General features: G+C 69.0%; 20 protein-coding genes. 12 read left to right on the top strand and 8 right to left on the bottom strand.

Annotation, left to right across the window (positions count from 1 at the left end):
- Positions 1-91: 91 nt before the first annotated feature.
- Positions 92-1,717 carry a restriction endonuclease gene (locus RM445_RS16415; RefSeq protein ID WP_311557264.1) on the bottom strand — a complete coding sequence of 542 codons (1,626 nt, stop codon included), beginning with the start codon at positions 1,715-1,717 and terminating at the stop codon, positions 92-94.
- A gap of 162 nt (positions 1,718-1,879) precedes the next feature.
- Here RM445_RS16415 and RM445_RS16410 point away from each other — a divergent pair, with 162 nt between their 5' ends.
- Positions 1,880-2,080, top strand: coding sequence for a hypothetical protein (locus tag RM445_RS16410; RefSeq protein ID WP_311557263.1), 201 nt, complete (start codon positions 1,880-1,882; stop codon positions 2,078-2,080).
- Between the two features lie 992 nt (positions 2,081-3,072).
- Complete coding sequence (locus RM445_RS16400) at positions 3,073-4,449, top strand: IS30 family transposase (RefSeq protein WP_449619186.1); 1,377 nt, start codon at positions 3,073-3,075, stop codon at positions 4,447-4,449.
- Between the two features lie 294 nt (positions 4,450-4,743).
- Here RM445_RS16400 and RM445_RS16395 read toward each other — a convergent pair whose 3' ends face one another.
- Together RM445_RS16395 and RM445_RS16390 are read right to left on the bottom strand one after the other, a co-directional pair.
- On the bottom strand, positions 4,744-6,072 hold the full coding sequence (locus RM445_RS16395; protein ID WP_311557262.1) for an FAD-binding oxidoreductase: 1,329 nt from the start codon (positions 6,070-6,072) through the stop codon (positions 4,744-4,746).
- Between the two features lie 56 nt (positions 6,073-6,128).
- A complete protein-coding gene (locus RM445_RS16390; RefSeq protein WP_311557261.1) occupies positions 6,129-8,909 on the bottom strand; it encodes an ATP-binding protein in 2,781 nt (926 codons plus the stop codon).
- A gap of 645 nt (positions 8,910-9,554) precedes the next feature.
- On the opposite strand from RM445_RS16390, the gene RM445_RS16385 reads away from it, so the two are divergent.
- From RM445_RS16385 to RM445_RS16375, 3 genes are all read left to right on the top strand, one after another.
- Positions 9,555-11,243, top strand: a complete 1,689-nt coding sequence (locus RM445_RS16385; RefSeq protein ID WP_311557260.1) for a glycosyltransferase — start codon at positions 9,555-9,557, stop codon at positions 11,241-11,243.
- The gene (locus RM445_RS16380) at positions 11,240-13,867 is read left to right on the top strand and encodes a glycosyltransferase family 39 protein (RefSeq protein WP_311557258.1); all 2,628 of its coding nucleotides are present in this window, start codon (positions 11,240-11,242) and stop codon (positions 13,865-13,867) included. Before RM445_RS16385 ends, RM445_RS16380 begins: the two co-directional genes overlap by 4 nt.
- Positions 13,868-14,014: 147 nt before the next feature.
- A complete protein-coding gene (locus RM445_RS16375) occupies positions 14,015-15,151 on the top strand; it encodes a glycosyl hydrolase family 8 (protein WP_311557257.1) in 1,137 nt (378 codons plus the stop codon).
- Positions 15,152-15,843: 692 nt separating this feature from the next.
- Here the strand turns inward: RM445_RS16375 and RM445_RS16370 are convergent.
- The gene (locus RM445_RS16370; RefSeq protein ID WP_311557255.1) at positions 15,844-16,362 is read right to left on the bottom strand and encodes a hypothetical protein; all 519 of its coding nucleotides are present in this window, start codon (positions 16,360-16,362) and stop codon (positions 15,844-15,846) included.
- Positions 16,363-16,593: 231 nt separating this feature from the next.
- Here RM445_RS16370 and RM445_RS32400 point away from each other — a divergent pair, with 231 nt between their 5' ends.
- The 4 genes from RM445_RS32400 to RM445_RS16355 all read left to right on the top strand — a co-directional run bounded on the left by RM445_RS32400 (position 16,594) and on the right by RM445_RS16355 (position 18,364).
- Positions 16,594-16,827 (top strand): transposase, encoded by a 234-nt coding sequence (locus tag RM445_RS32400; protein ID WP_397469333.1) that lies wholly within the window; start codon positions 16,594-16,596, stop codon positions 16,825-16,827.
- Positions 16,828-17,241: 414 nt separating this feature from the next.
- The gene (locus RM445_RS16365) at positions 17,242-17,673 is read left to right on the top strand and encodes a hypothetical protein (protein ID WP_311557253.1); all 432 of its coding nucleotides are present in this window, start codon (positions 17,242-17,244) and stop codon (positions 17,671-17,673) included.
- Positions 17,674-17,768: 95 nt separating this feature from the next.
- Positions 17,769-17,969 carry a hypothetical protein gene (locus RM445_RS16360; RefSeq protein ID WP_311557252.1) on the top strand — a complete coding sequence of 67 codons (201 nt, stop codon included), beginning with the start codon at positions 17,769-17,771 and terminating at the stop codon, positions 17,967-17,969.
- Positions 17,966-18,364 carry a type II toxin-antitoxin system VapC family toxin gene (locus RM445_RS16355; protein WP_311557251.1) on the top strand — a complete coding sequence of 133 codons (399 nt, stop codon included), beginning with the start codon at positions 17,966-17,968 and terminating at the stop codon, positions 18,362-18,364. The genes RM445_RS16360 and RM445_RS16355 overlap by 4 nt, the downstream gene beginning before the upstream one ends.
- A 519-nt stretch (positions 18,365-18,883) precedes the next feature.
- On the opposite strand, the gene RM445_RS16350 is transcribed toward RM445_RS16355, so the two are convergent.
- The 4 genes from RM445_RS16350 to RM445_RS16335 form a co-directional block, all read right to left on the bottom strand.
- Positions 18,884-19,282, bottom strand: a complete 399-nt coding sequence (locus RM445_RS16350) for an MGMT family protein (RefSeq protein ID WP_311557250.1) — start codon at positions 19,280-19,282, stop codon at positions 18,884-18,886.
- Between the two features lie 547 nt (positions 19,283-19,829).
- Positions 19,830-20,159 carry a hypothetical protein gene (locus RM445_RS16345; RefSeq protein WP_311557248.1) on the bottom strand — a complete coding sequence of 110 codons (330 nt, stop codon included), beginning with the start codon at positions 20,157-20,159 and terminating at the stop codon, positions 19,830-19,832.
- A gap of 25 nt (positions 20,160-20,184) precedes the next feature.
- Positions 20,185-20,625 (bottom strand): Hsp20/alpha crystallin family protein, encoded by a 441-nt coding sequence (locus tag RM445_RS16340; RefSeq protein ID WP_311557247.1) that lies wholly within the window; start codon positions 20,623-20,625, stop codon positions 20,185-20,187.
- Between the two features lie 133 nt (positions 20,626-20,758).
- Positions 20,759-21,127, bottom strand: coding sequence for a J domain-containing protein (locus RM445_RS16335; RefSeq protein WP_311557246.1), 369 nt, complete (start codon positions 21,125-21,127; stop codon positions 20,759-20,761).
- 869 nt (positions 21,128-21,996) lie between these two features.
- Here RM445_RS16335 and RM445_RS16330 point away from each other — a divergent pair.
- From RM445_RS16330 to RM445_RS16320, 3 genes are read left to right on the top strand one after another with little or no spacing between them, the layout of a single operon-like run.
- Positions 21,997-22,974, top strand: a complete 978-nt coding sequence (locus RM445_RS16330) for an ABC transporter permease (RefSeq protein WP_311557245.1) — start codon at positions 21,997-21,999, stop codon at positions 22,972-22,974.
- Complete coding sequence (locus tag RM445_RS16325) at positions 22,971-23,912, top strand: ABC transporter permease (RefSeq protein WP_311557244.1); 942 nt, start codon at positions 22,971-22,973, stop codon at positions 23,910-23,912. Before RM445_RS16330 ends, RM445_RS16325 begins: the two co-directional genes overlap by 4 nt.
- Complete coding sequence (locus RM445_RS16320; RefSeq protein WP_311557242.1) at positions 23,909-25,969, top strand: ABC transporter ATP-binding protein; 2,061 nt, start codon at positions 23,909-23,911, stop codon at positions 25,967-25,969. Before RM445_RS16325 ends, RM445_RS16320 begins: the two co-directional genes overlap by 4 nt.
- The last annotated feature ends 6 nt before the right edge of the window (positions 25,970-25,975 follow it).

Below are 25,975 nucleotides of genomic sequence, written 5' to 3'. Positions count from 1 at the left end.
CGTAGGGAGGGCGGCGTTTGGGGGCGATGCTCCGCGGCAGCTCCGGAGCACCTCACTGCAACTGAAGGGCAGCCGGCTCACGATCGGTAAGTCAGGCCGCTGGTCCAACGCCAGCATCGTTCGCCCCAGCCCGACGGCGCCGCCGAGCCGACGGAACAAGGACGTCGAGTCCGAGGTGCACGCGCAGCAGGTGCTTGAGTTCCGGACCTTCGACGAGTCGAACTCGGTTGTCTAGCGCGAAGCGGCGGCCGTCGTCACTGAACCAAGCTGTGGTGACGAAAATTGCGTGATTTGCCCGCTTGTCGTGCATGACGCCTGCCAGGGCACGGACGTCGTTCGCCGGCACCACGTTGCGGTAGCGTTTGGCTTGCACGATAAACTCGCCACCAAGGACGGCGTTGCAGTCGAATACGACTCCGTCGATCCCGTCATCCTTTGATCGCCGCGTTACTCGAGAATCGGCACCCGTCATCTCCTGCAAGAGCTGGCGGATCAACTGCTCGAACTCGCCCCAGTCCATCGTCGACAGGTTGACCCTGCCGTCCATCCCGGCCGCGACGTCGACTGAAAGGTCAAGACGATACTTGGCCAGCTCGAATGTCAGGAACGGTAGCACCTCCTCGTAGTCGAGTGGATGCGGCGACAGCTTGGCGCCGAGTTCACGCATGCATAGGACAGGGTCCAACTCAGGCGAATCAAGGACCAGCTCGTCAAAGGTCGAGCGGCTCGTGGTGACACTCACCAGACAGCGAGCGACAGGGCGCCCGGTCGCGCGGTCAGCGGTAGGCAAGATGCCGTTTACAGTGACGCTGTCGAGCACTTCTGCATCGAGCGACGAGAACAGCAGTTGCGCGACGCAAAGTGGAAGCGTTGCGAGCAAACCTCCGTACATGTTCGCCAATTCGTTTCGTGAGCGCTCCTTCACCGTAAAGGAGCGGCGCACATGTACGTACTTCACCGATTTCTCGGTCGGCAACACCTTCGTATCGGGTAGCTGAATGTCCACGACGATCTCTCGTGGATCGCGACGGTATGCCGCCTTCGGTTCCAACCCGATACCGTCGGGGAGCTGCAGCATTGCAATCGCCTGCACGGCGAACTCCTCGACGACGGCTTCGACGCCGTCTCGCAGGCCAGCTCGAAGATTGGCGGCGCGATCGACAGCGGCAGCGCGCAGATCCTCGACATGCTGTCGATGCGCCTCTCGTAGGGCTTCCAATCGCGCAACACGCCCGCGATCTCGGGCCTTGTACTGCTCGAACGCTGACGCGTACTGCTCCACGGCTTGCTCGTACTCGCGGCGTCGGCGAGATCGACTGAGAAGGCCACCATCCTGCATAACGGGGCGTTCGGGGGGCTCCAGAGCGACACCATCTGGTCCGGGTACGAAGGGAGGAAGCTGAATCGCGGTCAGCTGCTCCACAGTGACCGGGGGCGCACTGACGCACGTCTTCAGGAGCGCCGCAAGCTCGTCGACTCTCGCCTCAAGGCGTGCGTTCTGGTTGTCGGCCTCGTTGAGTCCGGCGTGGCGCTCGGCTTCGATGCGCTCTCTCTCCCGTGCCTTTGCGTCGCGGTCATCGGCCTGGCGAGCCCGAGCGGCATCGGTCGCCAGCTCCTTCGCGACCTGTTGGTGGACCCGCACAGCTCGCGCGTTCTGACGTTGTCGTAGCTCTCGATCACGGGCGATTTCGGTCCACAACGTCGAGCGGCGAGCCATCGAACCCCCTCAGAGCCCCTCGTCTGACTCCAGCAAGGACCGCGTCTGTTCTGCTACTGCCGACTGGCTGGACGTCCAGCGACGGTTGGGTGGCAGGGACGGGGTGTCGCGGTCCCGCAACGCCGCGGAGGTGCGACGATGGTTCGGACCGGAGGTGGTGACGTGAGTAGCACGCCTGAGCAGCCCGAGCGCTGGCCGGACGATGACTTCGTGCCGACCGAGGAGCTTGCCCGCCGGCAGGGAGTCAAGCCGATCAAGTCGGTGGACGACCTCGCAGCAGCCGAGGACCCGTTCGAGTCCGACGAGGAGTACGAGGCCTTCCTCGCCGATCTCTATGCCTCACGGCGCGTCGGCCTCGCGTGAGCCTCGTCGTCGTCGACACCGACGTCGCCTCCACGCTCCTGCGCCGCCGCACCTCCGACACCCTCGCCCGCCAGCTCGCCGGCCACACCATCGCCATCACGTTCGTCACGTACGGCGAGCTGACCAAGTGGACCCTCGTCCGCCGCTGGGGTCGCGAAGCCTGGAGACGATGCGGACCTTCCTCGTCGTGCTCCCCTGCGACCAGCACGTCGCCGTCCGTTGGGGTGAGATCCAGGCCTACGCACAGCTGCGCGGCCCGCCTCGCCCGGCGAACGACTCCTGGATCGCAGCCTGCTGCCTCGTCCGCGAGTTACCGCTCGCGACGTTCAACATCAAGGACCACGCCGACTTCGCCGAGCACGAGGCCTCGAACTTGTCCATTGAGGACACGTTTCGTGGAATGTCTCGTGGAATGAACCACAGCACGCAGGAGGGCATCAGAGACACAGGACGCGAACAGAAAGCCCAGGTAGGACGCTTGAAGGCGTCGGCGATGACGAGATCTACCGGCCTCCGGAGGCGGTGGCGCAGGTTCGAATCCTGCCGCGGGCACCACGCTTGAGCTGCTCGTATCGCTCAGCGTAACGAGTATGAACAACCTCTGCCGCACTTCCGCGGAATGACTTGTGGAACGAACTCATTCCACGAACCGCTCCACGCCTCAAGTCCGACCGTATGCTGCGAGCCGGTCGACGATCACGGATGCTCTGAAAGCGCTGGTCAGCGGCCTACACCTCGTCGGTGGCAAGCGATGGGCCGCGTCTATTCGAGGTCGGGACGTCCGCTGAAGAGGGGCGGTGCTCCTGCCGTCCTCGGGCGCGCTGCAGGGCCCTCGGCCGATCCGGATCGTAGCGCTCAGTAATTCAGACCGCAGGGTAAGCGGCGGCCGACCGTCATAACCTGTCGTCGGACGGGCAGGAATAGGGTGGATTCAACCGATCCTCGCAACACCTCGATCATGGAGGTGTCAGGTGGGGCGGCAGCCAGGATGGATGGTCACGATCACGGGACGACCGGCGATGCGGTCGCCGGGCCGCCCGCCGATCCGCCGTGATGTCGAACGCGCCTTCTGGCGAAAGATCGCCGAGGGGCTGACCAGTGAGGACGCCGCGGTCGCGTGCGGCGTGTCGGGCCCGGTCGGTTCGCGGTGGTTCCGCGACCGTGGCGGCATGCCGTTGATCGACCTGGCGCCGCTGTCGGGCCGGTACCTGTCCTTCGCCGAGCGCGAGGAGATCGCCCTGCTGCGGGCCCAGCACGTCGGGGTCCGGGAGATCGCCCGCCAGCTCGGCAGAGCACCGTCGACGATCTCCCGGGAGCTGCGTCGCAACGTGGCCACCCGCAATGGCCGGCTCGACTACCGGGCGTCGGTCGCACAGTGGAAAGCCGAACTGATGGGCCGCCGCCCGAAGACCGCGAAACTCGTCACGAACCAGCGACTGCGCGACTACGTGCAGGACCGGCTCGCCGGGACGATCCAAACCGCGAGCGGGACGACCGTGGCAGGTCCGGTGACGCCGACGTGGAAGGGCCGCAACAAAGCCCGGCGCGCTGATCGGCGGTGGGCCACGGCATGGAGCCCGGAGCAGATCGCGAACCGGCTGCGGGTGGATTTCCCCGATGATAAGTCGATGCGGATCTCGCACGAGGCGATCTACCAGGCCCTGTATGTCCAAGGCCGCGGCGCACTCAAGCGCGAACTCATCACCTGCCTGCGCACGGGACGGGCGCTGCGCGTTCCTCGGGCTCGAGCCCGGCAGCGAGCGAACGGTCACGTGACACCGGAGGTCATGATCAGTCAGCGGCCCGCCGAGGTCGACGACCGCGCCGTCCCCGGCCACTGGGAGGGCGACCTGATCATCGGCACGGACCGATCCGCGATCGGCACCCTGGTGGAGCGCACGACCCGGTTCACCATGTTGCTACACCTGCCGCGCATGGACGGCTATGGCGTTGAACCGCGGGTGAAGAACGGTCCCGCGTTGGGCGGCTACGGTGCCGAGGCAATGCGTGAGGCGATCGCCGCACAAATTGCCACATTGCCCGAGCAGTTGCGGCGGTCGTTGACCTGGGACCGCGGCAAGGAACTCGCCCAGCATGCGCAGCTGAAAATCGACACCGGGATCGCGGTCTACTTCGCCGATCCGCACAGCCCGTGGCAGCGGGGCACGAACGAGAACACCAACGGCCTGCTGCGCCAGTTCTTCCCGAAGGGCACCGACCTGTCCCGCTGGAACCTTGAAGAGATCGAGGCCGTCGCCGCGGCGCTCAACGGCCGACCCCGCAAGACACTCGGCTGGATGACCCCCGCCGAAGCCCTCGACGGACACCTACGCTCAGCTCAACAAGCCGGTGTTGCGAGGACCGGTTGAGTCCGGGTAGCCCGCCACGGTGCGCTTCGCGGCCGTCACCTGTGCTGCCCCTTCGCGTCGGCCGCCGGCCTCGTGATTTCATCGAAGAGGCCCCGGCGGTGCCGCCGCAGCACGAGAGGCACCACGTTCCAAGGGCTGGCCTGCTGGTCCCGCTTCCGGTTCATTCCGCATCGCGGAGCGACGTTCGCGCTGCTCACGGTTTGATCGCAGCCTTTCGGCGGTCGTCTTCGAGGCAGTCAACGGCGGCCCGTCAGGGGCGGTACTCGGTGGGGTGGCCGCCGTGCGACCGCGGGTTCAGCCCGGGGGGACGTTCTGGTTGAGGCGAAACACGTTCGCCGGGTCGTAGGTGTGTTTGAGCGCGGCCAGTCGGGCGTGGTTCGGGCCGTACGCGGACCGGACACGCCCAGGGCCCTCCGTGCCGAGGTTGTTGACGTACACCGCGTCCTCGAGGTGGGGCCGGAGGGCGTCGAACGCCGCACGTGTCCATCCGACGTGCTCGTCGGTCCGGGCCGGGTCGGACCACTGGGCGAGGATCAGCAGGTCGTACTGCTCGGCGCGGTGCGGGAACGCGGTGGCGTCGACCGGGACACGAGCTGCCGCGCCGCGCAGGCCTTGCAGCCCGATCCCGACCGCCGGTGTCGGGATGGTTGGCACAATCGCGAGCAGCGCGTCCAGCGCGGCGTCGGTGAGGTGGCGCAGGTAGCCGGACTTCCAGTAGTGCAGGCGGCCGCGCGGAAAGCCGGGATCGGGTGTCCGTTGCCAGTCGAGGTAGGGCAGCACGCCGATCGAGTCGCCGATCGGCGGGCCGAACGAGCGCAGCGGCCGAAGGACCCGCTCCCCCTCGGCCGGGTCACCCGACCAGCACACGATGATCGTGACGGCGGGGGCTCCGGCGGCGTCGAGGCCGAGCGAGACGGCGCTGGCCAACTCGTCCGGTGCTGACGCCATGAACGCGTGATGGTGGCGAAGGACGTCGCGGGCGGCGACCCAGGGGTGGGTCAGCGCACCCGCGAGCACGGACGAGACCGGGTGCAGCCGGTATATGAAGGACGTGACCACGGCGAGGTTGCCGCCGCCGCCGCGCAGCCCCCACAGCAGGTCGGGGTGCTCGTCCGGCCCGACATGCACGATGTCGCCGTCGGCGGTGACGACCTCGGCACCGATCAGATTGTCGCACGTGAGGCCGTACCGGGAGTTGCACCAGCCGAGCCCACCCCCCAGGGTCAGCCCAGCGATCCCGGTGCCGGACATCACGCCGAGCGGCGTGGCCAGTCCGAAGCGTTGCGTCGCAGCGTCGAGCTCCCCGAGCAGGAGTCCGGGTCCGGCGTGCGCGGTCCGCTGGGCCGGATCGACCGTCACGTTTTTCATGCTCGAGAGGTCGAGCATGATGCCCCCGTCGCAGACGGCGTTCCCCGCGACGCCGTGGCCGCCGCCTCGGACGGACAGCACGAGGTCGTGATCGCGGGCGTACCGGATCCCTGCTGCGACGTCGCGCGCGTCCCGGCACCGGACGATCGCCAGCGGTCGCCGGTCGATCATCGCGTTGAACACGGCGCGGGCGTCGTCGTACCCAGGATCGTCGGGTCGGATCACATCGGCGGTGATGTCGGTGGGCGCGGCCATGGGGGCCTCCTCGCTCCGTCGGTGATCCGAGTCTCGACGCGGCGGCTAACTGACGGCTAACCAGCGGCCAACCGCGGTACACCGATCCTCGCCCGCAGCGCTGCCGCTTCCTCGAGCAGCGCCGCTGCCGCGTCTCCCGCGCCCGACATCGTCGCGACGTCCGCGAGTCCCTCGAGAGCGCCCGCCGTTCCCGCCCGATGGCCGATGCGCCGGCACAGCTCGAATGCGGTGCGGAAGGCGTCGCGAGCAGCGGCGGTACGCCCCGCGCGCAGCGCGATCTCCCCGGCGAGGCGAAGGGCCGACGCCTCACCTTCGCGGTAGCGGACCCCCCGGTACAGGGCGAGCGCCTCCGCGACGAGCCGGCCGGCCTCGGCGGTGTCGCCCCACCGGAACTCAAGCGACGCGAGCACGTCGAGGGCGAGCCCTCGCGCGACGTCTTCGCCGACATCGTCGGCGTGAGCCAGCGACCGCAGCGCGACCAGACGTGCGGCGTCCGGCTCCTGCCGGTCGCGGTGCAATCGGGCGAGCTGGGCCTCCGCCAGGGCCGCGCTCCAGACGTCGCCGCCGTCGAGACAGGCCTCAACCGCGTCTTCATAGCGCTGCTGGGCGCGGTCGAAGTGGCCGCGGGCCCAGTCGACGGTCGCCAGCATCGCCAGCGCGTCACCCTCCCATCGTCGAGCGCAGCGCGGCTCGGACAGCGCGAGCTGCTCGGTTGCCAGCCGGACGGTCTCCGCGAGGTCGGCCCGGCCGACGTGCAGCAGCGCGCCGGCGGAGAGCAGCGGCATCCGCTGGTCCGGTCTGTCGGGTCCGACCGCGGCGAGCGCCATCTGCACCCAGTGCAGGCCCTCGTCCCGTGACCCACGCAGATCCCAGTAGTGCCAGAGGCACCTGACCAGCCGCACCCCGCGCTCCGGGTCGGCATCGAAGCACCAGGCGAGCGCTGCCCGCAGGTTGTCGCGCTCGGCGTGCAGCCGCTCCAGCCACGGCCCCGAGCCCGCCGCGAACAGCCGGGGCTGCGCCTCCTGCGCCAGCCCGAGGTAGTGGCTGGCGTGCCGGTCGGCGAGGGCGGCGCGCGTCGGCCCGTCCAACAGCTCCCCGGCATACGCGCGCACGCTCTCCAGCAGCCGGTAGCGCGCTCCGCCGTCGGCCTGGTCGTCGAGGTTCACCATCGAGGACGCGACCAGCCGCGCGAGCGGCAGTGCCACGTCGGACGGCCCGCCGCAGACCGCCCGGGCCGCGGCAAGATCGAACCCTGCGGGGAAGACTGCGAGCCGCGCGAAGAGCGCTCGTTCGGCGGCGGGCAGCAAGTCGTAGCCCCACGCCAGCGCCGCCGCCAGGCTGCGGTGGCGCGGGTCGGCTGCGCGGGTCGCGGACTCCAGCAGCGCGAAGCGGTCGTCGAGCCGGTCGGCGAGCTCGGCCAGCGGGAGTGTCGCGGCGCGCGCCGCGGCCAGCTCAATCGCGAGCGGCATGCCATCAAGGCGGCGGCACACCTCTCCAACCAGCGCGGCGTTGCCTGCGGTCACCGTGAAGCCCGGGTGGGCGGCCGCTGCTCGGTCGGCGAATAGGCGCGCGGCGTCGCTCGCCGCGGCGCGCTCCCAGCTCTCGTCCGCCGCGGCTGCGGGCAGGGGGCGAACGACGTGGACGCGTTCGCCGGGAACACCGAGCGGCTCGCGGCTGGTCGCGAGTACACACAGCTCGGCCGCCCCGGCCAGCAGGGTCTGGACGAGCTCGGCGCAGGCGGAGACGAGGTGCTCGCAGTTGTCGAGCACGACGACGGCCGGACGGAACGACAGCGCCGCCGCGACAGTGCGGGCCAGCGCGTGGCCAGGCTCGGCGCGGATGCCGAGGGCAACGGCCAGCGTCTCCGCAACCAGGGCCGACGTCGGCAACGGTGCGAGCTCCACGAGATAGGTGTCGACGTCGGTCAGCCTGCGCGCAACCTCCAGTGCGAGGCGGGTCTTACCCGACCCACCCGGCCCCGTCAGCGTCACCAGCCGGTGCGACCGCACGAGAGCGGGTAGCTCGTCGAGCTCGCCGTCCCGCCCAATGAATGATCCGAGCGGCGCGGGAAGCGTGGCCCCACTGGTGTGGGCCGGCTGCAACCGCTGATCGTGGCGCAGCACCGCCAGCTCCAGCCCGCGCAACCGCTCCCCCGGCTCGACGCCCAGCTCGCACACCAGCGTCGCGCGCAGCCTCCGGTATGCCGCCAATGCCTCCGCTTGGCGGCCGCACCGGTACAGCGCGACGATCAGATGGGCACACAGCTCCTCCCGGAGCGGATGCGCCGCCGCCAGCTCGTCCAGCCGGGCAAGCACCGTGGAATGACGGCCAAGCCGCAGCTCCGCGTCAGCGTGCAGCTCGAAGCACTGCAGGCGCAACTCGTCCCACCGCGCGGCAGCGGCCCGAGCGAACGGCTCCTCCACCCCAGCCAGCGCCGGGCCCCGCCACTCCGCCAGGGCCTCGCTAAGCAGACTCGACGCCCGCTGCGGCGACGTGGCAAGCAACCGCCGCCCCGCCTCCAGGGCGCGCTCGAACCGGGCGGCATCCACCCACTCCGGCGGGACCTCGAGAACGTAGCCGCCGTCGCGGGTGACAAGCACGTGTGGCGCACTCGGTTCGAGTGCCCTGCGGAGTGCAGCCACAGCTCCATGCACCATCGTCGAGGCGGTCGGCGGGGGCGGGTCCGGCCACAGCATGCCGACGAGTCGCTCGACGGGCAGGTTCGTGCCGGGATGCAGCAGCAGCGCCGCGAGCAGGGCACGGCGACGCGGACCACCCACGGGCAGCGGCGTGCCGGCCGGGTCCAGGACCGCGACCGGGCCGAGTAGGCGAAACATCGCGCGACCACCTGCGGTCACACGTCACCCTGCTGCGGGGCGCCGAGGTCGGTCAAGGGGGCACGGGGCGAACCTGGCCGGAAGCGACGGAACTGCCTGCGTGCTCGATGACCACCCGCCGATCGACACGGCTGCGTTGCCTCGACGGGCTCAACGGACGTCCGGTGCAGGCAGCCGAGAAAGTGGACGATGTCCGCGCGGCCTTCGACCGCGACTCCACCTCGCCCCCGCGGCGGTGATTTCGACGGTCGTCGTGACCGCGGGCGGGCTGGTCACGCCTGCCGGGCCACGGATACCTCGGGTTCGTCACCGGCGGAGCGCTGCTGCAGCAAACTGCACCCTGCCCTGGCCGGACGCTCGAACATCGAACGCGACGCCCTGATCGGCGCACCCGGGTCCCGGTAGTGGCGCGTGTCAAGCAACATCCCACGATCGCCAAGTCGACGCGGCTTAACTGCCGGGTTGCGGTCAATGCGACCGCAGCGATCGATCTTGCACGTGCGATGGCCTCCCAACCCCGATGATCATTCGTCGCTGAGATCCATGTTACAAGTCCATGGATCCTGTATCGATCAAGGGAGGAGGTGCGATGTTTCAGATGACCGTCGCAGCGCCGCGATCCACATTCCGTCACTCAGGATACTCATGGAGCGCTCGTTCAATTCCCGTTCAAAGATCCTGGCCTTAGCGCGCCTGGTGGGGCCATTTCGGGTTCCCGCCCTGGTGCTTGGATTCGCGTTGTTGTGCTTGCTGAGCGCGCTGCCTGGGGAGGGAATCACCTCAGCTTCAGTTGGCCCGTCGCAATCCGCACCAGTCGTTCCCACTGGACCCGCAGCTAATGCAGCCGAACCGGGAGCACCGGTTGCAGTCGAGGCCGCACCTATCCCTGCCGCCGAGGACCTGACCGGCTGGTCGGGTGGGCTGCTTCCCCGGGCCGAGGGTGTGCAGGGGGCCCCGGCGGCGGATGAGTTGGCTGATGACTCGACCTCGATCCAGGCGTCGCCCGGTGAGGGGATGAGCGTGGGACAACTGGTACTGAGCGCGGTCCTCGTTGTGGTGTCGCTGGCGCTCACGGTTGTCGCCGGAACGACGCTGTGGTGGATGCTGCATGCCTGGCGCACCCCGAGCGCCTTGATCGCCACCGGGTTCACCCAGCGGAACGCCGGCCGGCACCGCTCGTTCTCGCTATTACTCCCAGCCCGGCACGAGCAGGAGGTCCTCGGGGACACCCTTGACTCGCTGGCCGCGCTCGATCATCCCGACTATGAGGTGATCGCGATCATCGGGCACGACGACCCGGAGACCGAGGACGTTGCGCGCGCCGCGGAGCGGCGGCACCCCGACCGCATTCGGGTCGTGATCGACCACAATGTGCCGAAGAATAAGCCGAAGGCGCTCAATACTGCGCTGCCGGAGTGCCGGGGCGAGATCACCGGTGTCTTCGATGCCGAGGACGAGGTGCACCCGGGCCTGCTTCGCCTGGTCGAGGCCCGCTTCGAGGAGGCCGACGCCGACGTCGTTCAGGCCGGCGTGCAACTGATGAACGTGCAGAGCAGTTGGTGGTCGTTGCGCAACTGCCTGGAGTACTACTTCTGGTTTCGCTCCCGGCTGCACTTTCACGCGGAGCAGCGGTTCATCCCGCTCGGCGGGAACACGGTGTTCACCAAGACGGAGCTGTTGCGCGACCACGGCGGCTGGGACCCCGAGTGCTTGGCCGAGGACTGCGAGATCGGCGTGCGGCTATCGGCCTCCGGCGCCCGGGTTGCCGTCGCCTACGACCCACAGGCGGTGACACGCGAGGAAACCCCGGACACTGTGAAATCTTTGGTGAAGCAGCGGACGCGGTGGGACCAGGGGTTCCTGCAGGTGCTGCGCAAGGGCGAGTGGCGCAGGCTGCCCTCCCGGCGGCAGCGCTGGCTCGCTCGGTACACCCTGGCCATGCCGTTTCTGCAGGCCGCAACCGGGCTGCTGCTCCCCGTGTCGCTGGCCGCGATGTTATTCGTCAAGGTACCGGTCCCGGTTACTCTTTTGACGTTCCTGCCGCTCACACCGACGATCGTGACGCTCGCTGTCGAGGCGGCGGGACTGGACGAGTTCGGCCGCGCCTTCGGCGTTCGGGTCCGTTTCCGCGACGTGCTACGGCTGATCCTGGGCACCTTCCCCTACCAGGTGCTTCTGGCCTTCGCCGCACTGCGCTCGGTGTGGCGGGAAGCCCGCGGACAGGGCGGCTGGGAGAAGACCTCGCACTCCAACGTCCACCGCAGCGCCGCGACAACCGCCCCTGCGACACCTGCCGCTGCCATGACGACTGCGACGACGGAGGTTGCCGCGTGACCACGGTCTTGCCCTCACCACGAGCGATCCCGCCCACCGAGCAACCTGCTCGCACACCGGTGCGGCGGTGGCAGCACCACGCCATGCGGCACCTACCGACGATGCTGGTCGGCGTCCTCCTGCTGCTCACCGCAGCCGTACGGCTGATCAACCTCACCGGCGCACCGCAGCGCATCGACGACGAAGGAACCTACGTCGCGCAGGCCTACGCCCTGCTGCACTACGGAGAGCTCTCCCACTACACCTACTGGTACGACCATCCCCCACTGGGCTGGCTGCAGATCGCCGGGTGGTTCCTGCTGACCGGCGGGCCGGACGCCGCCTCCACAGCGGTCGCGTCAGGTCGCGGATTCATGGTGATCGTCGCGGTGATCACCGCGGCACTGTTGTGGACCCTCGCCCGGCGGCTCGGCCTGTCCCTGGCTGCAGCGGCGACGGCCGTGGCAGTGTTCGCGATGTCGCCGCTGGCCGTCGAACTCGGCCGCACGGTGTACCTGGACAACATCGCCACGGCTTGGCTGCTGGCTGCTCTGGTGCTGTTCTGCTCGCCGCAGCAGAGGCTTTCGGCAGCGTTCGGCGGTGCGGCGTGCTTCGGCGTCGCGGTACTGACCAAGGAGACGATGCTGCTTCTGCTGCCGGCGGTGTTGATGCTGGCGTGGACCCGCGCGGCCCGCGCGACCCGCCGGTACGCGGCCGCCGTCGTCGTGACCGTACTCGGCCTCATGCTTACCGGGTACCTGCTCATGGCCGCGGTTCGCAGCGAGCTCATACCAGGCCCGGGTCACGTCAGCCTCATCGACGCGGTGCAGTTCCAGCTCTACGGCCGAGACAGCGGCGGAAGTGTGTTCGACACCGCCAGCCTCAACCGCACCACCTTCGAGCGTTGGTGGGTTCTCGACCCCGTGCTGCTCACCGCGGCACTTCCGGCCGCGGCCGCCGCACTGGCCGTCCGCCGACTGCAGCCCATTGCGACCGGGATCGTGCTTCTGTCCGTGATCCTGGTCCGCGACGGCTACCTGCCGGCCCCGTTCGTCATCGCGGCCCTGCCTCTGGTGGCTCTGCTGGTGGCTGGGGTGCCCGACGCGGCGCTGGGCTGGGCCCGGGAGAACCGGACGGGTCGGTACCCGCTGCGGCGGATCATGCTGGTGGGGACGCTGACCGCAATGACGGCGCTCGGCATGTCGGCCGGCATCGTGTGGACACCGGTTCTGCGTCACCTGCTCACCGTCGACGCGGACGCTCCGCTCCTCAGGGCGCAGGAGTGGATCACCACCAACGTGCCGACTGAAGATCGCCTCATTGTCGACGACGCGATCTGGGTCGATCTAGTCGCGGAGGGACGCGACCGACGCGACGTGGTCTGGTTCTACAAGCTCGACACTGACGCCGAGGTCCAGGGTTGGTCACGCCGCGGATGGCGGGACTATGACTGGGTGGTGTCGACCCCGTCGATGCGGGCGGGCACAGCGCCCACCGGGCAGCTTGCCGACGCCGTCGCGGGGTCCACGCCGGTCGCTGTGTTCGGGGCCGGCGATGGCCGGGTTGAGCTGCGTCGCATCAACCCGCCCGGAGCTGCCAGCCCGGCGCTCGGTGCCGGCACGCCCACCGCCTCGGCCGGAGAGCTGCTGGCAGACCGCTTGGACAACTCCGCCGCACCGGCGTTGACCATCCTCCGGTCGGGTCGGGCCGATCCGCGCCTGCTCACCACCCTCGGGATACTCACCGCGCGCGAGCCGGTTTCCCTCAGCGACCTACCGGCGATGCCCGGCGAGGACGCCGCGGGCATGCCGCGCCGGCAGCTGCACCTGGCGACCGACGGAGCCGAGCAGGGCCGAATCACGGCCTTCTTCCAGGCCCAGTCCGGGCAGTATGCACCGGACGTCGTCGAGCCAGTACCGGGCGGGCTGCTCGTCCGGTTCCCCGCCGCCGCCCCGACCGTCACCCTGCCTGGGGCGGATGCTGCAGTCGAGGCGGGGCCCTCGGCCCGGTTGCGGGTGGCCGACCTCCGCAGGACCGGTGTTCCGGAGGTGGTGGAAGTGCTCGGGGTCGACGGCCGACCGGTCGGTTCGCTCGGGACGGGCGGCTACGCGACGCCAGCGGGGTACCGATCGCTGCCTCCGGGCAGCTACATCCTCGCCACCCGCCCCGCGGCGGACCCCGCGTCCCCTTCGGTGGCGCGCCAGGTCGTGCAGGTGCTACCTGACCGTAGCTACACATTCGCCCTGTTCATCGCCGCGGACGGGACCTCGGTCAACGCCCAGTTCGTGCCCGACGACCCGCCTGTCGCCCCCCGCGGGTTCGGCCAGGTGCGGCTGGTCGAGGGCGCCCGCGATCCGGGTGTGGTGACGCTCGCGGTCGACGACCCGGGCGGGCCGAAGGCGGTGCTGGCCGACGGCGTGAGCTACGGGCTCGTCACCGGCTACGCCCAGGTCCGGGCCGGCGAGCGGACCCTGTGGCTGCAGTCCGGAGACCGGGAGTGGCGCCTCACCACGCGGGTGCCGTCCACGACCGCGGTCACGCTGCTGCTCACCGACACCCCGCAGGGCCCGGTGGTGCACGCGATTCCGGACGCCCCGCGCTCGGCTCCCGAGCTCGGCCGATCGGACCGGGCAGAGGCGGCCTGATGCGTGCCACCCGAACGCGGGCGTTCGTCACCGGGGCCGAGGCAGCCGGCGAACCTCTGCAGTGGCGGTCGTGCGTCAGGGCCCCGTGGTGACCGTCGACACTACGTCCGGCCGACGATGAGGGTGATCGACCGGCGAGGTGGCCCCGTGCTGGCGCTCGGCGTGGCCCTGGTCGTCCTGCTCAGCGGCGCCGGGTGTGCCGGTGACAAGGCGGGAGACGGGCAGTACGCCGGTGGGACGGATCCGGTGGCCGCGGCCACTGCCACCGGGCAGTCCTTCCTCCGCACCTACGTCGACCCGGACGGCCGCGTGGTCCGCCGGGATGAGGGCGGCGACACCGTCAGCGAGGGCCAGGCCTACGCCCTGCTCATCGCGGTCGCCCTCGGTGAGCGGCAGCGGTTCGAGGCTGTGTGGAGATGGACCCGACAGCACCTTCAGCGCCCCGACGGGCTCCTGTCCTGGCGATGGGCTGACGACGCCGTCGTCGACCAGAACAGCGCCAGCGATGCCGACATCGACACCGCGCGCGCCCTGGTGCTCGCCGGCGAGCGGTTCGCCGACCCGAACCTCACCGCAGCTGGCCGGGAGCTGGCCGCAGCAGTACTCGCCGCCGAGACCGTGCCGGTTGGCACCGACCTGCTGGCCCCCAACACGGCCACCCCCGCCACCGGCGCTGCGATCGAGGGCTCCGGGCTCCTGCTTACCGGCGGAACCTGGGCGTCCGCCACCCCCACTGCGGTGAACCCCAGCTACTTCAGCCCGCGGGCCGAGCAACTGTTCTCCTCCGTGACTGGGGACTCACGCTGGGCAAACGCCTCCCGCACCCAACGGGCGCTGGTCTGGCAGCTGATCGGCACCGGCCTGCTACCCCCGGACTGGGTTCATGTCGATGTCGCCGGCACCGCGACACCACAGGCCGACCCATCCGACCGACCACCCCGCTTCGGCCTCGACGCAGCTCGACTGCCCATCAGAATGGCCGAATCATGCGACCCCGCCGACCGCGCCCTCGCCGCCGAGCTGCTGCCCAAGCTCAATCGACCCGACGCTGACAGCGTCGCCGGCTACTCGCTCGACGGCACCCCGTTGGTCGACTGGACCCATCCCGTTGTGCTCGTCGGGGTCGCTGGCGCCGCCGAAGCAGCGGGCCAAGAGCAGCTCTCCGACGACCGACTGCGCGTCGCGGCCGAGCTCAATACGCGGGAGCCGACCTACTACGGATCCGCCTGGGTGGCGCTCGGTCACATCTTCCTGGACACCGAGCTGCTCGGCTCGTGCACGTAACGCTCCACTCACAGTACGGGCAGTCCGAACGGCCCCAACTTGACGCGAGAGCTGGCCCAGACCCGGCTTCGCGGCCGCCGCGGCCCGTCGACGACGCGCGGATCGCCGCCAACTGCCTCGACTAGGCCAAGACCTTCCCACTCACATCGTCGCCACGAGGCTCGACGGTCCTGTAAGGACACTCGCCGTGGAATGCCTCGTGGAACGAACCACAGCACACAGGAGAGTGCCACGGACACAAGCCGCGATTAGAAGGCCCAGGTAGGACAGCGGAAGACGCCCGCGATCACGATATCTACCGGTCTCCGGAGGCGGTGGCGTAGGTTCGAATCCTACCGGGGGCACCAAGTTCGACCTGCGTCTATCACTCAGCGTAACCGTGATGACAACTTCTGAAGCACCCTCGTGGAATGCTTCGTGGAACTAACTCATTCCACGAAGCATTCCACACCGGGCTCGCGTTCGCTGGCGCTGGCGCGGAAGACGGTTCTGCCTCAGCAAAGACCCTGGTCGGAGCCTTCCTGCGTCGCAGCCCGCGCGAGAGTTCGAGGTCGAGGCGCTCGCTTCCAGGGGGCGGTGCTCTCCGTGTACTCGCGGGCACCCGCAGTTCTCACGGCCAGGACGTTCTCACTCTATGTGACTCGTCCGGTCCCCGCACTGTCCTCCTCTGTCCCTCCGGGCTGGTGGGTTAGCTAGAACCAGCCGCTGAACACGTTGCTCTTGGCGGTGCGTATTCCGCCGTCGCCGTCGATGAACTTGGCGATGACGTAGATCTCGTCCACGTGGTCGGCCCAGTCGTCGTCCTCGTTGAGCGTGCCGCGGTTCACCACGACGGTGCGGGCGTAGCGCAGTCCATCGGCAGTGGCGTGCAGGGCGGCAGTGGTCGGGGTGTTGTTGGCGGTGAGACCGAAGAAGCGCCGGGAGAACCGGGGGAGGTCGCCGTTCGGGTCGTGGCCCCAGATGCGGAACTCCATGCCTCCCTCGCCCATGTTGTTCAGGTAGCCCTGGGCGTCGGCCTGGGTCATCGGGTAGACGCCCACGATCGACACCTTGAACTGCTTGGTGCCGGGGACCTGGGTGATGGCGATCTTCGCCCGGGGCGGGGTGGCGGCGGATGCCGGTGCGGCGAGCCCTGCGGTGAGCCCGACGGCGATCGCCGTGGTCGCGAAGATCCGGCTCGTGCGACCGAGGAATCGGGTGATGGTGCTCATGATGGTGTCCTCCGGTTGAGGTGGTGGCGCGCCGGGCGCGGCCTGACCGATCTCGTGCGCCGCGGGTCGGCGACCGGGGGAACGGTAGGAACCAGCGGGGGTCGAGGTCGTCGGGAAGTCCACCCCATCTCGACCGACGCGGGCCCCTATGTCTCGGGTTCCAGCCCGGCCCCGACCCGGGGCCGCTGCGGTACTAGGAGTGTCTGACGGATCTTGCCGCTTGGGTGGGTGATGATCGAGTCTGTGGCTGATCGGCAGGTTCTCTCGGATGAGGCGTGGGCGTGGTTGGAGCCGTTGCTGCCCGATCGGACACCACAGCGGTGTGGGCGGTGGCGTGATCACCGGCAGGTGATCGAGGCGATCGCGTGGAAGTACCGCACGGGGGTGGCATGGCGGGAGATCCCGACCGAACGGTCATTCGGGCCCTTACAGACCGCCTACGAGCGGATCACTTGCGCCAGGTGACAAGAGCTACATGGGCTTGCTCGATCGATCCTCAATCGCCGAGGGACAACCCGAACGCCGTCCCGGTGTCGATCGAGGGCACGAAGGTCGGGTACTTGTGCCGCGACGACGCCAAGACCTACCGATCAGGACTACATGAGCTCCAGAACCGCCACGGGGCATCGATCGCCCCTGCCGGAGTGGTTGTCGGTGGCGGCATGCGGCAGGACGGCCCCCTGCCCCCGCCGCCCGCAGCACTCGCCGGATCGATGCGCACTTGCCGAGCGATCCGCTGACAGCGATCCGCGAGCTTCGACGCCTTCTTGAGCACGATCCCGACCCCATCGACCGCCACTTCATGTTCTGCGAGCTCGAAGATCGTCTGTACCGGTCGCGCGACGTCTTCTCTTCCGCACTGACTGAGTACGACGACACGTGCATGCGGCACGACGCAGAAACGACGGCATCCGGGCCGCTCTCCTCGCCAAGTTCAGCAGCGTTCCCGTCCTTGAGACCTACCGTCAGATGGCGATTCGACGACAGAAAGCCAAGGACTGGCAGCAGGCGATCTGGTGGGTAGAGCGAGGACTCGCTCTCTACGGCGAGCAAGCGGCCCGCCCGGAATCCGTCGACGACCTCCGCAATCGATCCACCGCGTACCAGGCCAAGTTGACGGCGCCGACAAAACCTCGACGGAAGGTGGCGCCGCCGAACCACAATGCCGAACCCGCCAACCCGACGATCGAGGTCCTCGTGTGCGAGACCTGCGGCCTGAGCTTCGACCGTGTCGTGGTCCGTGGCCGGAAGCCGAAGAATTGCCCGGGCTGCCGCCGACCCGAGCGCACGGCAGGCGGCGTGGCGAGCTGACGCAGATGGCCAAGCTGACGGTCTGCGTCGGGCGGCGAGTCAGCGTCAGGGGACTACAACGCAGGTGGGATGATGAGCCGGATCGGAGGTGACCCGTGACCAGCACACCTGAGCATCCCGACGACTGGGCGGCGGACAACTTCGTGCCGACCGAGGAACTCGTCCGCCGACAGGGCATCAAGCCGATCACCTCGGTCGACGACCTGGCCGCAGCTGTCGACCCGTTCGAGTCCGACGAGGAGTACGAGGCCTTCCTCGCCGACCTCTACGCTTCCCGGCGCGCCGGCCTCGCGTGAGCGTCGTCGTCGTCGACACCGACGTCGCGTCCACGCTCCTGCGCCGCCGCTCCTCGGACACCCTCGCCCGGCAACTCGCAGGCCACACCATCGCCATCACCTTCGTCACCTACGGCGAGCTGACCAAGTGGACCCTTGTCCGCCACTGGGGTCCGCGAAGTCTGGAGACGATGCGGACCTTCCTCGGCGAACTCGTCGTCCTCCCCTACGACCAGCACGTCGCCACACGCTGGGGCGAGATCCAGGCCTACGCGCAGCTGCGCGGCCGACCGCGCCCGGCGAACGACTCGTGGATCGCCGCCTGTTGCCTCGTACGCGGGCTCCCCCTCGCCACCTTCAACATCAAGGACTTCGCCGACTTCGCCGAGCACGAGGGTCTCGAAGTCGTCCACTGAGGACAGTTGGCGTGGACTGCCTCGTGGAACGAACCACAGCGCAGAGGAGGTCGTCAGGGACACAAGACGCGAACGGAAGGCCCAGGTAGAACGCCGAAAGTCGCTCGCGATCACGAGATCTACCGGTCTCCGGAGGCGGTGGCGTAGGTTCGAATCCTACCGGGGGCACCATCCACTACCAGCGGTTATCACTTTCTGCGACTGATCGAGTGTCCGATTTGGCGGCCTCGTGGAATGCGATGTGGCACGAACTCAATCCACGAGTCAATCCACGTCGATCTCGCACTTGACGCACTGGCGCGGGCCCTCTTGCTCATGACCGCGATTCCACAGGTCATGGGCTCGTAAGCGAGCAGTACGCCCAGCCGAGGGCGGTGCTCTACGTACCCCGCGTCGCCCTCTGAGTCACAGCCTTCTAGGCGACAGTCGCTATCAGTGTTGGACGGCCCTGACAGCTATGGGCAGGCGTCGAGGCTCGTAGCACTCCGGATTGGTCGAGGAAGCGACACCGGCCGTCGCTCAGCTGTCGCGGTCCTCGTCTGCAATCAGCGCTGCAAGGTCGTCAGCGGTCAGGCGCTGCTCCTGGTCGGCTCGACCCGAGCCGTTGAACCGGATCCCCTCGGCTGTGAGCACGTCGCGTGGATTGTCGGCCCGCTTCGGATCGGGCCACCGGAAGTCCGGCGAGATTTGGCCGCTGCGCTTCAGGACGCGGTGAGCGTTCGGGGTGACCACGGACGCAAGCCGCGTGCCAACAGCGACCTGATGGGACCCGATGACCTCGACGACGTCGGAGTAGCTCGTCCACCGACCAGAGGGGATCGAGGCCAAGACCTGGTTCACGGGCAGGTGCGTGCCGGCCGGGTCCAGCACCGCGACCGGGCCGAGTAGGCGAAACGTCGCGCGACCACCTGCGGTCACACATCAGCCTGCTGCGGGGCGCCGAGGTCGGTCAAGGGGGAACGGGGGCGAGCTGGCCGGAAGCGACGGCATTGCCGGCGTGCTCGATGGCCACTTGCCGATCGACACGGCTGGTTCCTCGACGGGCTTGAACGGACGTCCCATGCGGGCAGCCGAGAAAGTGGACGCCGCCCGCGCGGCCCTGGACCGCGGCTCGCACCCTGGCCGCCGTGGCAGTGAGGTCGACGGCCCGACGTGACGGCGGGCCGGCCTGGTCACCATTGCCGGGCCACGAATACCTCGGGTTCGTCATAGGCGGATCGCCGTTGCAGTCGATTCGGGTAGGGGTGATGAAGGCGTACGACGAGGGGCCCCGCGTGGCGGGGCCCCGTCTCGTGCTGTCGATGCAGTTTCAGGAGAGGGCCGGGGTAGCGGCGGGACTCGTGCTCGCCGGTGTCCGGAAACGTCCGCTGTTCTTCGGCTCGTGCACTGTCGAGCCGTGCGTGCGCGGAAAGGGCGATCGGCCCCGCCCGGTCCGTCGTCAACACATCACCTCCTGTGCGACCTCCTATGCGCTCGGTCTGTCGGCCCGGGTGGCCGCGGGTGGCGCGCGCTGCCGGGCCCCGGCACGTTCCTCGTCCGCCTGCTCGTCGGCGACCCGCGGTGGCTCCCTCCGCACGGGGAGGGACGGCCGCGTCAGCGGCAGGCGTCGGGTGAGCAGGCGGGCGATCCCGCGCGGTGGCCGGGGGTCCGGGCGGTCCGCGAGATCCGGGTAGTTGGCCGCCATGAGCGCGTCGAACTCAAGCGCGAGCAGGTCCGGATCTGCGCAGACGACCTTGGCGAGGTCGGCCGGCCGGCTGCTCGTTCCGGTAGCTCCGGGTGCGTATTCGGCGATCATGACGTAGACCTCCGGACCGCTCCGATCACGCGTTGATCTGCTTCTTCTCGCCCTCGGCGGCGCCGATTTCGATCTTCCGAGGCTTCGCCTGCTCGGCGACCGGGATCCGCAGGGTCAGGACGCCGGCGTCGTAACTGGCCGCGACGTGCTCGGTGTCGAGCGCCTCACCGAGGAACAGCTGGCGGGAGAACACCCCGAACGGGCGCTCGGCTACCTGCATCTCTACGTTGTCGCCCGCCACCATAGGCCGGCGTTCGGACTTGACGGTCAGGACGTTGCGCTCCACGTCGAGCTCGATCGCGTCGGGCGACACGCCCGGCAGGTCGAACGCCACTACGAACTCGTCTCCGGCGCGGTAGGCGTCCATGGGCATCGCGGTGGGCCTGCTCCACGTGCCCGGCAGGTTCCCGAACACCTGCTGGGTCAGGCGGTCCAGCTCTCGGAACGGGTCGGTGCGCATCAGCATCGCGAGATCACTCCCTTCTCGTCGACGTTGGTCGCGATGCACCGGAGCGACACCGAAGCTCACGTGTGCCACTCCGGATAGCTGTAATAGTAACTAGAGGTTTCCTAGAGCACAAGCTCGCAGTCCGCGAATCTCATCGGCTTCGTGGCGGCTCGGAGCGCACGGGCCCCACGCGGATCAGCCAGTCCCGTTCCGGTGGCGGTCGGTGGGCCCGGACCCGGACCGGCACCGAGATACCCGTTGCCTGCGCTTCCGCCGGCTTCTGCGCCGCCCGGCGCTGCGCGTCGTAGCGCGCCCGCCGGGTCGGGTTGCGCAACACCGCGTACGCCTCCTGGAGCGCCCGCAGGTTAGCCTGGGCGGGGTCCGGGCCGGGCGACAGCTGGTCCCGGGTGTCCGGGTGCACCTCGCGCAGCCGGCGCCGGTACGCCCGGGCGATCTCTCGGGCATCCACGTCTGGCGCCACTTTCAGCAGGGCGTAGAGATCGCGCCCCGGCTCACTCACCCGACACCTCCCAACTCGTCCACCACCATGGTGCGAGGTGCGGGAAGTCCCGGCAATCCACCACGGGCAGGCTCGTGGACGTCGGTCAGCTCGCTGCCAGGCCGGCGTCCTGCGTGCCGGACAGCCTGCTCAGGAACCGCGGCACCGAGCCGCCCGCTGCGCGTCCTCCTTCATCACCTGCTCGAAGAAGCCGGCCTGGACATCGACGCGAAGTGCACGTATGCGACCTCGCCCGGCAGCGGAACATCGAGCCGCTGCGCGGCGGCGGCAGCGGTTGGCGGCTACCGGTTCGGCGGTGACCCCCAAGGCCGAGAGCTCTCATCGCGGCAAACCGCGCCGAAGGTCCATGCCCGCCCTGGACGGGTCGACGGGCTGGCCGTGGTCGTGTACGTGGGCATGGGCTCGCTGTCGAAGTCGGCATGCGGGACGTGGGCACGGGTCGGTTCCTCGATCCGTACACCTGCAGTTTGCCCGGTCGCGTCCGCTGGACTCTCGCCCATGTGACCTCACCGCCCGGGATCGACGATCCATCCCTTGCAGAACCCGGTATCAGCTCCGGTAGATGACCGCTCCTCCATACTGAAGGCAGCCCGACCACGCTTCCGGAGGTACACCATCGGGTTCACACGCCCAGGAGCCGCCCGCTTGGTGGCTTCGGGTGCAAGCACGTCGGAGTCGCTCGCGGCACGAGGCTGTCGGAGGTCTCCCGAGAGAGTACGCCGCCGCCCCCATCTCAACATGGTCTTTGACGGCGGAACCCCGACGAGGACGATCGAGCACGTGGCGATCAAGTACGTTGACAGTTCGTGGGCCACGGCCACCGAGCAACCCCTGGTTCGATTTCGGGTGGCACCGCCGTGCTGAGGTACGTGGCCCGAAGAATCGTCAGCTGGTTGCTCATGATTGTGGTAGCCACCAACCTGACCTATTTCCTGGCGAACTGGTTCCTCGACCCGAGAGCGAACTACCTGCAGCTGCGCCCGCCCCGATCACCTGAGCAGATCGACCGCGCCCTTGCGCAGTACGACTTGAGCCCTGACACCCCGCTACTCGTGCGTTGGTGGAATTGGATCAGCAACATCGTGCTGCACTGGAACTGGGGATACTCCCCTGTCGGAGAGGCCGTCAACGACCAGATCGCGTTCCGGATCGGGGTCAGTGCCCAACTCGTGCTGCTGTCGACGATCTTGTCTGCGGTCATCGGCATCGCACTGGCCGTCTACACCGCCGCCCGCCAGTACCGCCTCGCCGACCGGTTCACCCAAACCCTGTCCATCATCACGTTGAACATCCCGGTTCCGGTGGCGGCCCTGGCGGTGGTGCTGCTGGCGATCGGGGTCAACCGATCGCTGGACAGCACGCTGCTCTTCGTGGCGGGTTCTCAATCTCCCACAGTCAGCGGTTTCTGGCCGCTGGTGTTGGACCGGCTGCGCCACCTGGCCCTGCCGACCGTGGCCCTGACAGTGATCAATTATGCGGGTTACCACCTGTTGCAGCGCTCGCTGCTGCTGGACAACATCAACGCCGACTACGTGCGGATGGCGCGCGCCAAGGGACTGACCCGGTCCGCCGCCATCCGTCGGCACGGGCTGCGGACTTCGCTGATCCCGGTCGCCACCTCGATCGCGTTCACCGTTCCGGCCCTGTTCACCGGCGCCGTGTTGACCGAAACGATCTTCGCTTGGGAAGGCATGGGCCGCTACTTCGTGACGACGATTAGCAAGAACGACGTGCACGGCGCGGTCGCCGTCGCCGCGTTCGGCGCCCTGATGACCGCGGTCGGCGCGATCCTGGCCGACCTCGCCGTGGTGGCCCTCGATCCCAGAGTGCGGGTGAGCGGAGCGTGACCGCCAACATCCCCGGCCTCGAGCCTCTGATCGACGACATGGCCGCGCCGAGCGAGGTCAAGGGACGAGGCGCCCGCCGAACGCACCTCAGCCGACGGCGCCTCTACTTGCGTCGGTTCCTGCGGAACCGGGGCGCGCTGGTTGGGTTGGCCGTCCTCTCAGTGCTGATTGTGTTCGCCTTGTTCGGCTCGGTGCTCACCATCTACACCTACACGGACGTCGACTTCGCCAACTTGAGCTCGGCGCCCTCGCCTGAGCACCTGTTCGGCACCAACGGCGCCGGTAACGACACCTATGCGCAGGCCGTGCACGGCCTGCAGCGGTCGCTGGTCATCGCGCTCGTCGTGTCGGCACTGACGACGACGATCGCGGCGTTCGTGGGCGCGGCGGCGGCGTACCTCGGCGGTCTCGCCGAGAAGATCATCCTCGAAGTCATCCACTTCCTGCTGGTGGTTCCCGCGTTCCTGATCCTGGCGCTGGTTTCGCAGCGGGCCCACGGTGACTGGTCCGTGCTGATCCTCGTGCTGACCATGTTCGGCTGGATGTTCAGCGCTCGTGTCGTGTGGTCCCTGGCCACGTCCCTGCGGGAACGGGAGTACGTGCAGGCCGCCCGCTACATGGGAGTCGGGCGGATCCGGATCGTGGTGCGCCACCTCATCCCCAACATCGGCTCACTGTTGATCGTCTCGTTCACCCTCGGTGTGGTGGCGACCGTGCAGTCCGAGACGGCGTTGTCGTTCATCGGGTTCGGGGTGCAGCCGCCCGACGTCTCGCTGGGCACGATGCTCAGCGACGGGGCCAACACGGTGTCCAGCGCGCCGTGGTTGTTCTATTTCCCGGCGAGCCTGGTCACTCTGCTGACCGTGTCGATGGCGTTGATCGGCGACGGGTTGCGCGATGCGCTCGACCCGACCTCGCGGTCCGGGGGCCGGGCATGAGCACCCCCGTGCTCTCGGTCCGCGATCTGCGCGTCTCCTTTCCGTCCGAGGCCGGCCTCGTGGACGCGGTCCGCGGCGTCGACTTCGACCTGCTCCCGGGCCGAACGCTGGGCATCGTCGGCGAGTCCGGCTCGGGCAAGTCGGTCACCTCGTTGGCGGTGATGGGCCTGCTTCCGGAGTACGCCGCGGTGTCCGGGTCGATCACCCTGAGCGGGCGCGAGCTGCTCGGGCGAAGCGACCGGCAGCTGTCCAAGATCCGCGGCCGCGAGCTCGCCATGATCTTCCAGGACCCGTTGGCCTCATTGACCCCGATCTTCTCGGTCGGGCGCCAGCTCGTCGAGGCGCTGCAGGTCCACCAAGACCTGGATCGGGACGTCGCCCGGAAACGGGCAGTGGAGCTGCTCGACCTGGTCGGGATCCCCAACGCGGCGACCCGAGCCCGGTCGTTCCCACACGAATTCTCCGGTGGGATGCGACAGCGGGTCGTCATCGCAATCGCGATCGCCAACGACCCGAGGCTGATCATCGCCGACGAGCCGACCACGGCGCTGGACGTCACGGTGCAGGCCCAGATCCTGGAGGTCCTCAAGCTCGCCCGGGCCGAAACCGGCGCCGCCCTCATCCTCATCACCCACGACCTCGGAGTCGTGGCCGGAACCGCCGACGACGTCCTGGTGATGTACGCCGGACGGCCGGTGGAGAAGGCGCCGGTCGACGAGCTGTTCGCGCGGCCTCGGATGCCGTACACGATCGGGCTGCTCGGCGCCCTCCCTCGGGTCGACGCCGCAGCCCGCGCGCCGCTGGTACCGATCAAGGGCAACCCCCCGCTGCTCGTCGACCTGCCGCCAGGGTGCCCGTTCGAACCCCGCTGCCCGATCGCGATCGCCCGGTGCGCCGACCGGGAACCCGAGCTCGCCCCGGTGTCGGGCACGTCCACCTCGCACAGCGCAGCCTGCATCCGCGCGGACGGGATCGAGGGCGGCAGGATCGACGGCCGGCCGGTCTACCCGCTCCCCCCGCTGCCCGAGTCGCGGGCGACGGCATTAGCCCGTGACCAGCGCCCGACCGTGCTCGAGCTCGCCGCGGTCAGCAAGACCTATCCGCTGCTCAAGGGCGCATTGCTCAAGCGTCGCATCGGGTGGGTCCACGCGGTCTGCGAAGTCGACCTGGACATCCGGGAGGGCGAGACTCTAGGCCTGGTCGGCGAGTCCGGGTGCGGCAAGACCACGACGCTGCTCGAGATCATGAACCTGCGGCGGCCGGAGCACGGCACGATCCGGGTCTGCGGGGTCGACGTCGCCGAGCTGCGCGGCCGGGACACGGAACGTGACCTGCGCCGTGGGCTGCAGATCGTGTTCCAGGACCCCATGGGGTCGCTGGACCCCCGGTTGACCGCCTTCGACATCCTCGCCGAACCCCTGCGCGCGCTCCGTGCCGCCGACCCCGCCGCGATCACCCGGCGGGTCGAGGACCTGATGGAGCTGGTGGGACTCGACCCCGAGCACAGCGATCGCTTTCCGACGGCGTTCTCCGGGGGCCAGCGGCAACGGATCGGCATCGCCCGTGCGCTGGCCACCCGCCCGGCGCTGGTGGTGCTCGACGAGCCGGTCTCCGCGCTGGACGTCTCGGTCCAGGCGGGTGTGATCAACCTGCTGAACGAGCTCAAGGCCGAGCTGGGGCTGTCGTACCTGTTCGTGGCGCACGACCTGTCGGTGGTGCGGTACATCTCCGACCGGGTCGCCGTCATGTACCTGGGCCGAATCGTGGAGATCGGTCCGGTGGACGAGGTGTTCGACGATCCCAGGCACCCTTACACCGAGGCCCTGCTCTCGGCGATACCAGTGCCCGACCCGCAGGTCGAGCGCACCCGCGAACGCGTGCTGCTGCGCGGTGACCTGGCCAGCCCGACCGATTCCTCCCCCGGCTGCCGCTTCGTCAGCCGGTGTCCCCTCCACCTGACGCTCGACAGCACCCAGCAGGCCCGCTGCAGGAACGAGACGCCGGTACTGACCGGCCGGGCGAACACCGATCACCGCAATGCGTGCCACTTCCGCTGACACCCG

This window comes from Pseudonocardia charpentierae (assembly GCF_031845345.1).
Classification (GTDB): Bacteria; Actinomycetota; Actinomycetes; order Mycobacteriales; family Pseudonocardiaceae; genus Pseudonocardia; species Pseudonocardia charpentierae.
This window is presented reverse-complemented; position numbering and strand designations above follow the sequence as displayed.

Bases quoted from the DNA above. Each gene is read 5' to 3' on its own strand.
- RM445_RS16345 (WP_311557248.1), bottom strand. From the start codon at position 20,159: ATGATCGCCGAATACGCACCCGGAGCTACCGGAACGAGCAGCCGGCCG.
- RM445_RS16385 (WP_311557260.1), top strand. From the start codon at position 9,555: ATGGAGCGCTCGTTCAATTCCCGTTCAAAGATCCTGGCCTTAGCGCGC.
- RM445_RS16370 (WP_311557255.1), bottom strand. From the start codon at position 16,362: ATGAGCACCATCACCCGATTCCTCGGTCGCACGAGCCGGATCTTCGCG.
- RM445_RS16415 (WP_311557264.1), bottom strand. From the start codon at position 1,717: ATGGCTCGCCGCTCGACGTTGTGGACCGAAATCGCCCGTGATCGAGAG.
- RM445_RS16395 (WP_311557262.1), bottom strand. From the start codon at position 6,072: ATGGCCGCGCCCACCGACATCACCGCCGATGTGATCCGACCCGACGAT.
- RM445_RS16320 (WP_311557242.1), top strand. From the start codon at position 23,909: ATGAGCACCCCCGTGCTCTCGGTCCGCGATCTGCGCGTCTCCTTTCCG.
- RM445_RS32400 (WP_397469333.1), top strand. From the start codon at position 16,594: ATGATCGAGTCTGTGGCTGATCGGCAGGTTCTCTCGGATGAGGCGTGG.
- RM445_RS16400 (WP_449619186.1), top strand. From the start codon at position 3,073: ATGGTCACGATCACGGGACGACCGGCGATGCGGTCGCCGGGCCGCCCG.
- RM445_RS16390 (WP_311557261.1), bottom strand. From the start codon at position 8,909: ATGTTTCGCCTACTCGGCCCGGTCGCGGTCCTGGACCCGGCCGGCACG.
- RM445_RS16340 (WP_311557247.1), bottom strand. From the start codon at position 20,625: ATGCTGATGCGCACCGACCCGTTCCGAGAGCTGGACCGCCTGACCCAG.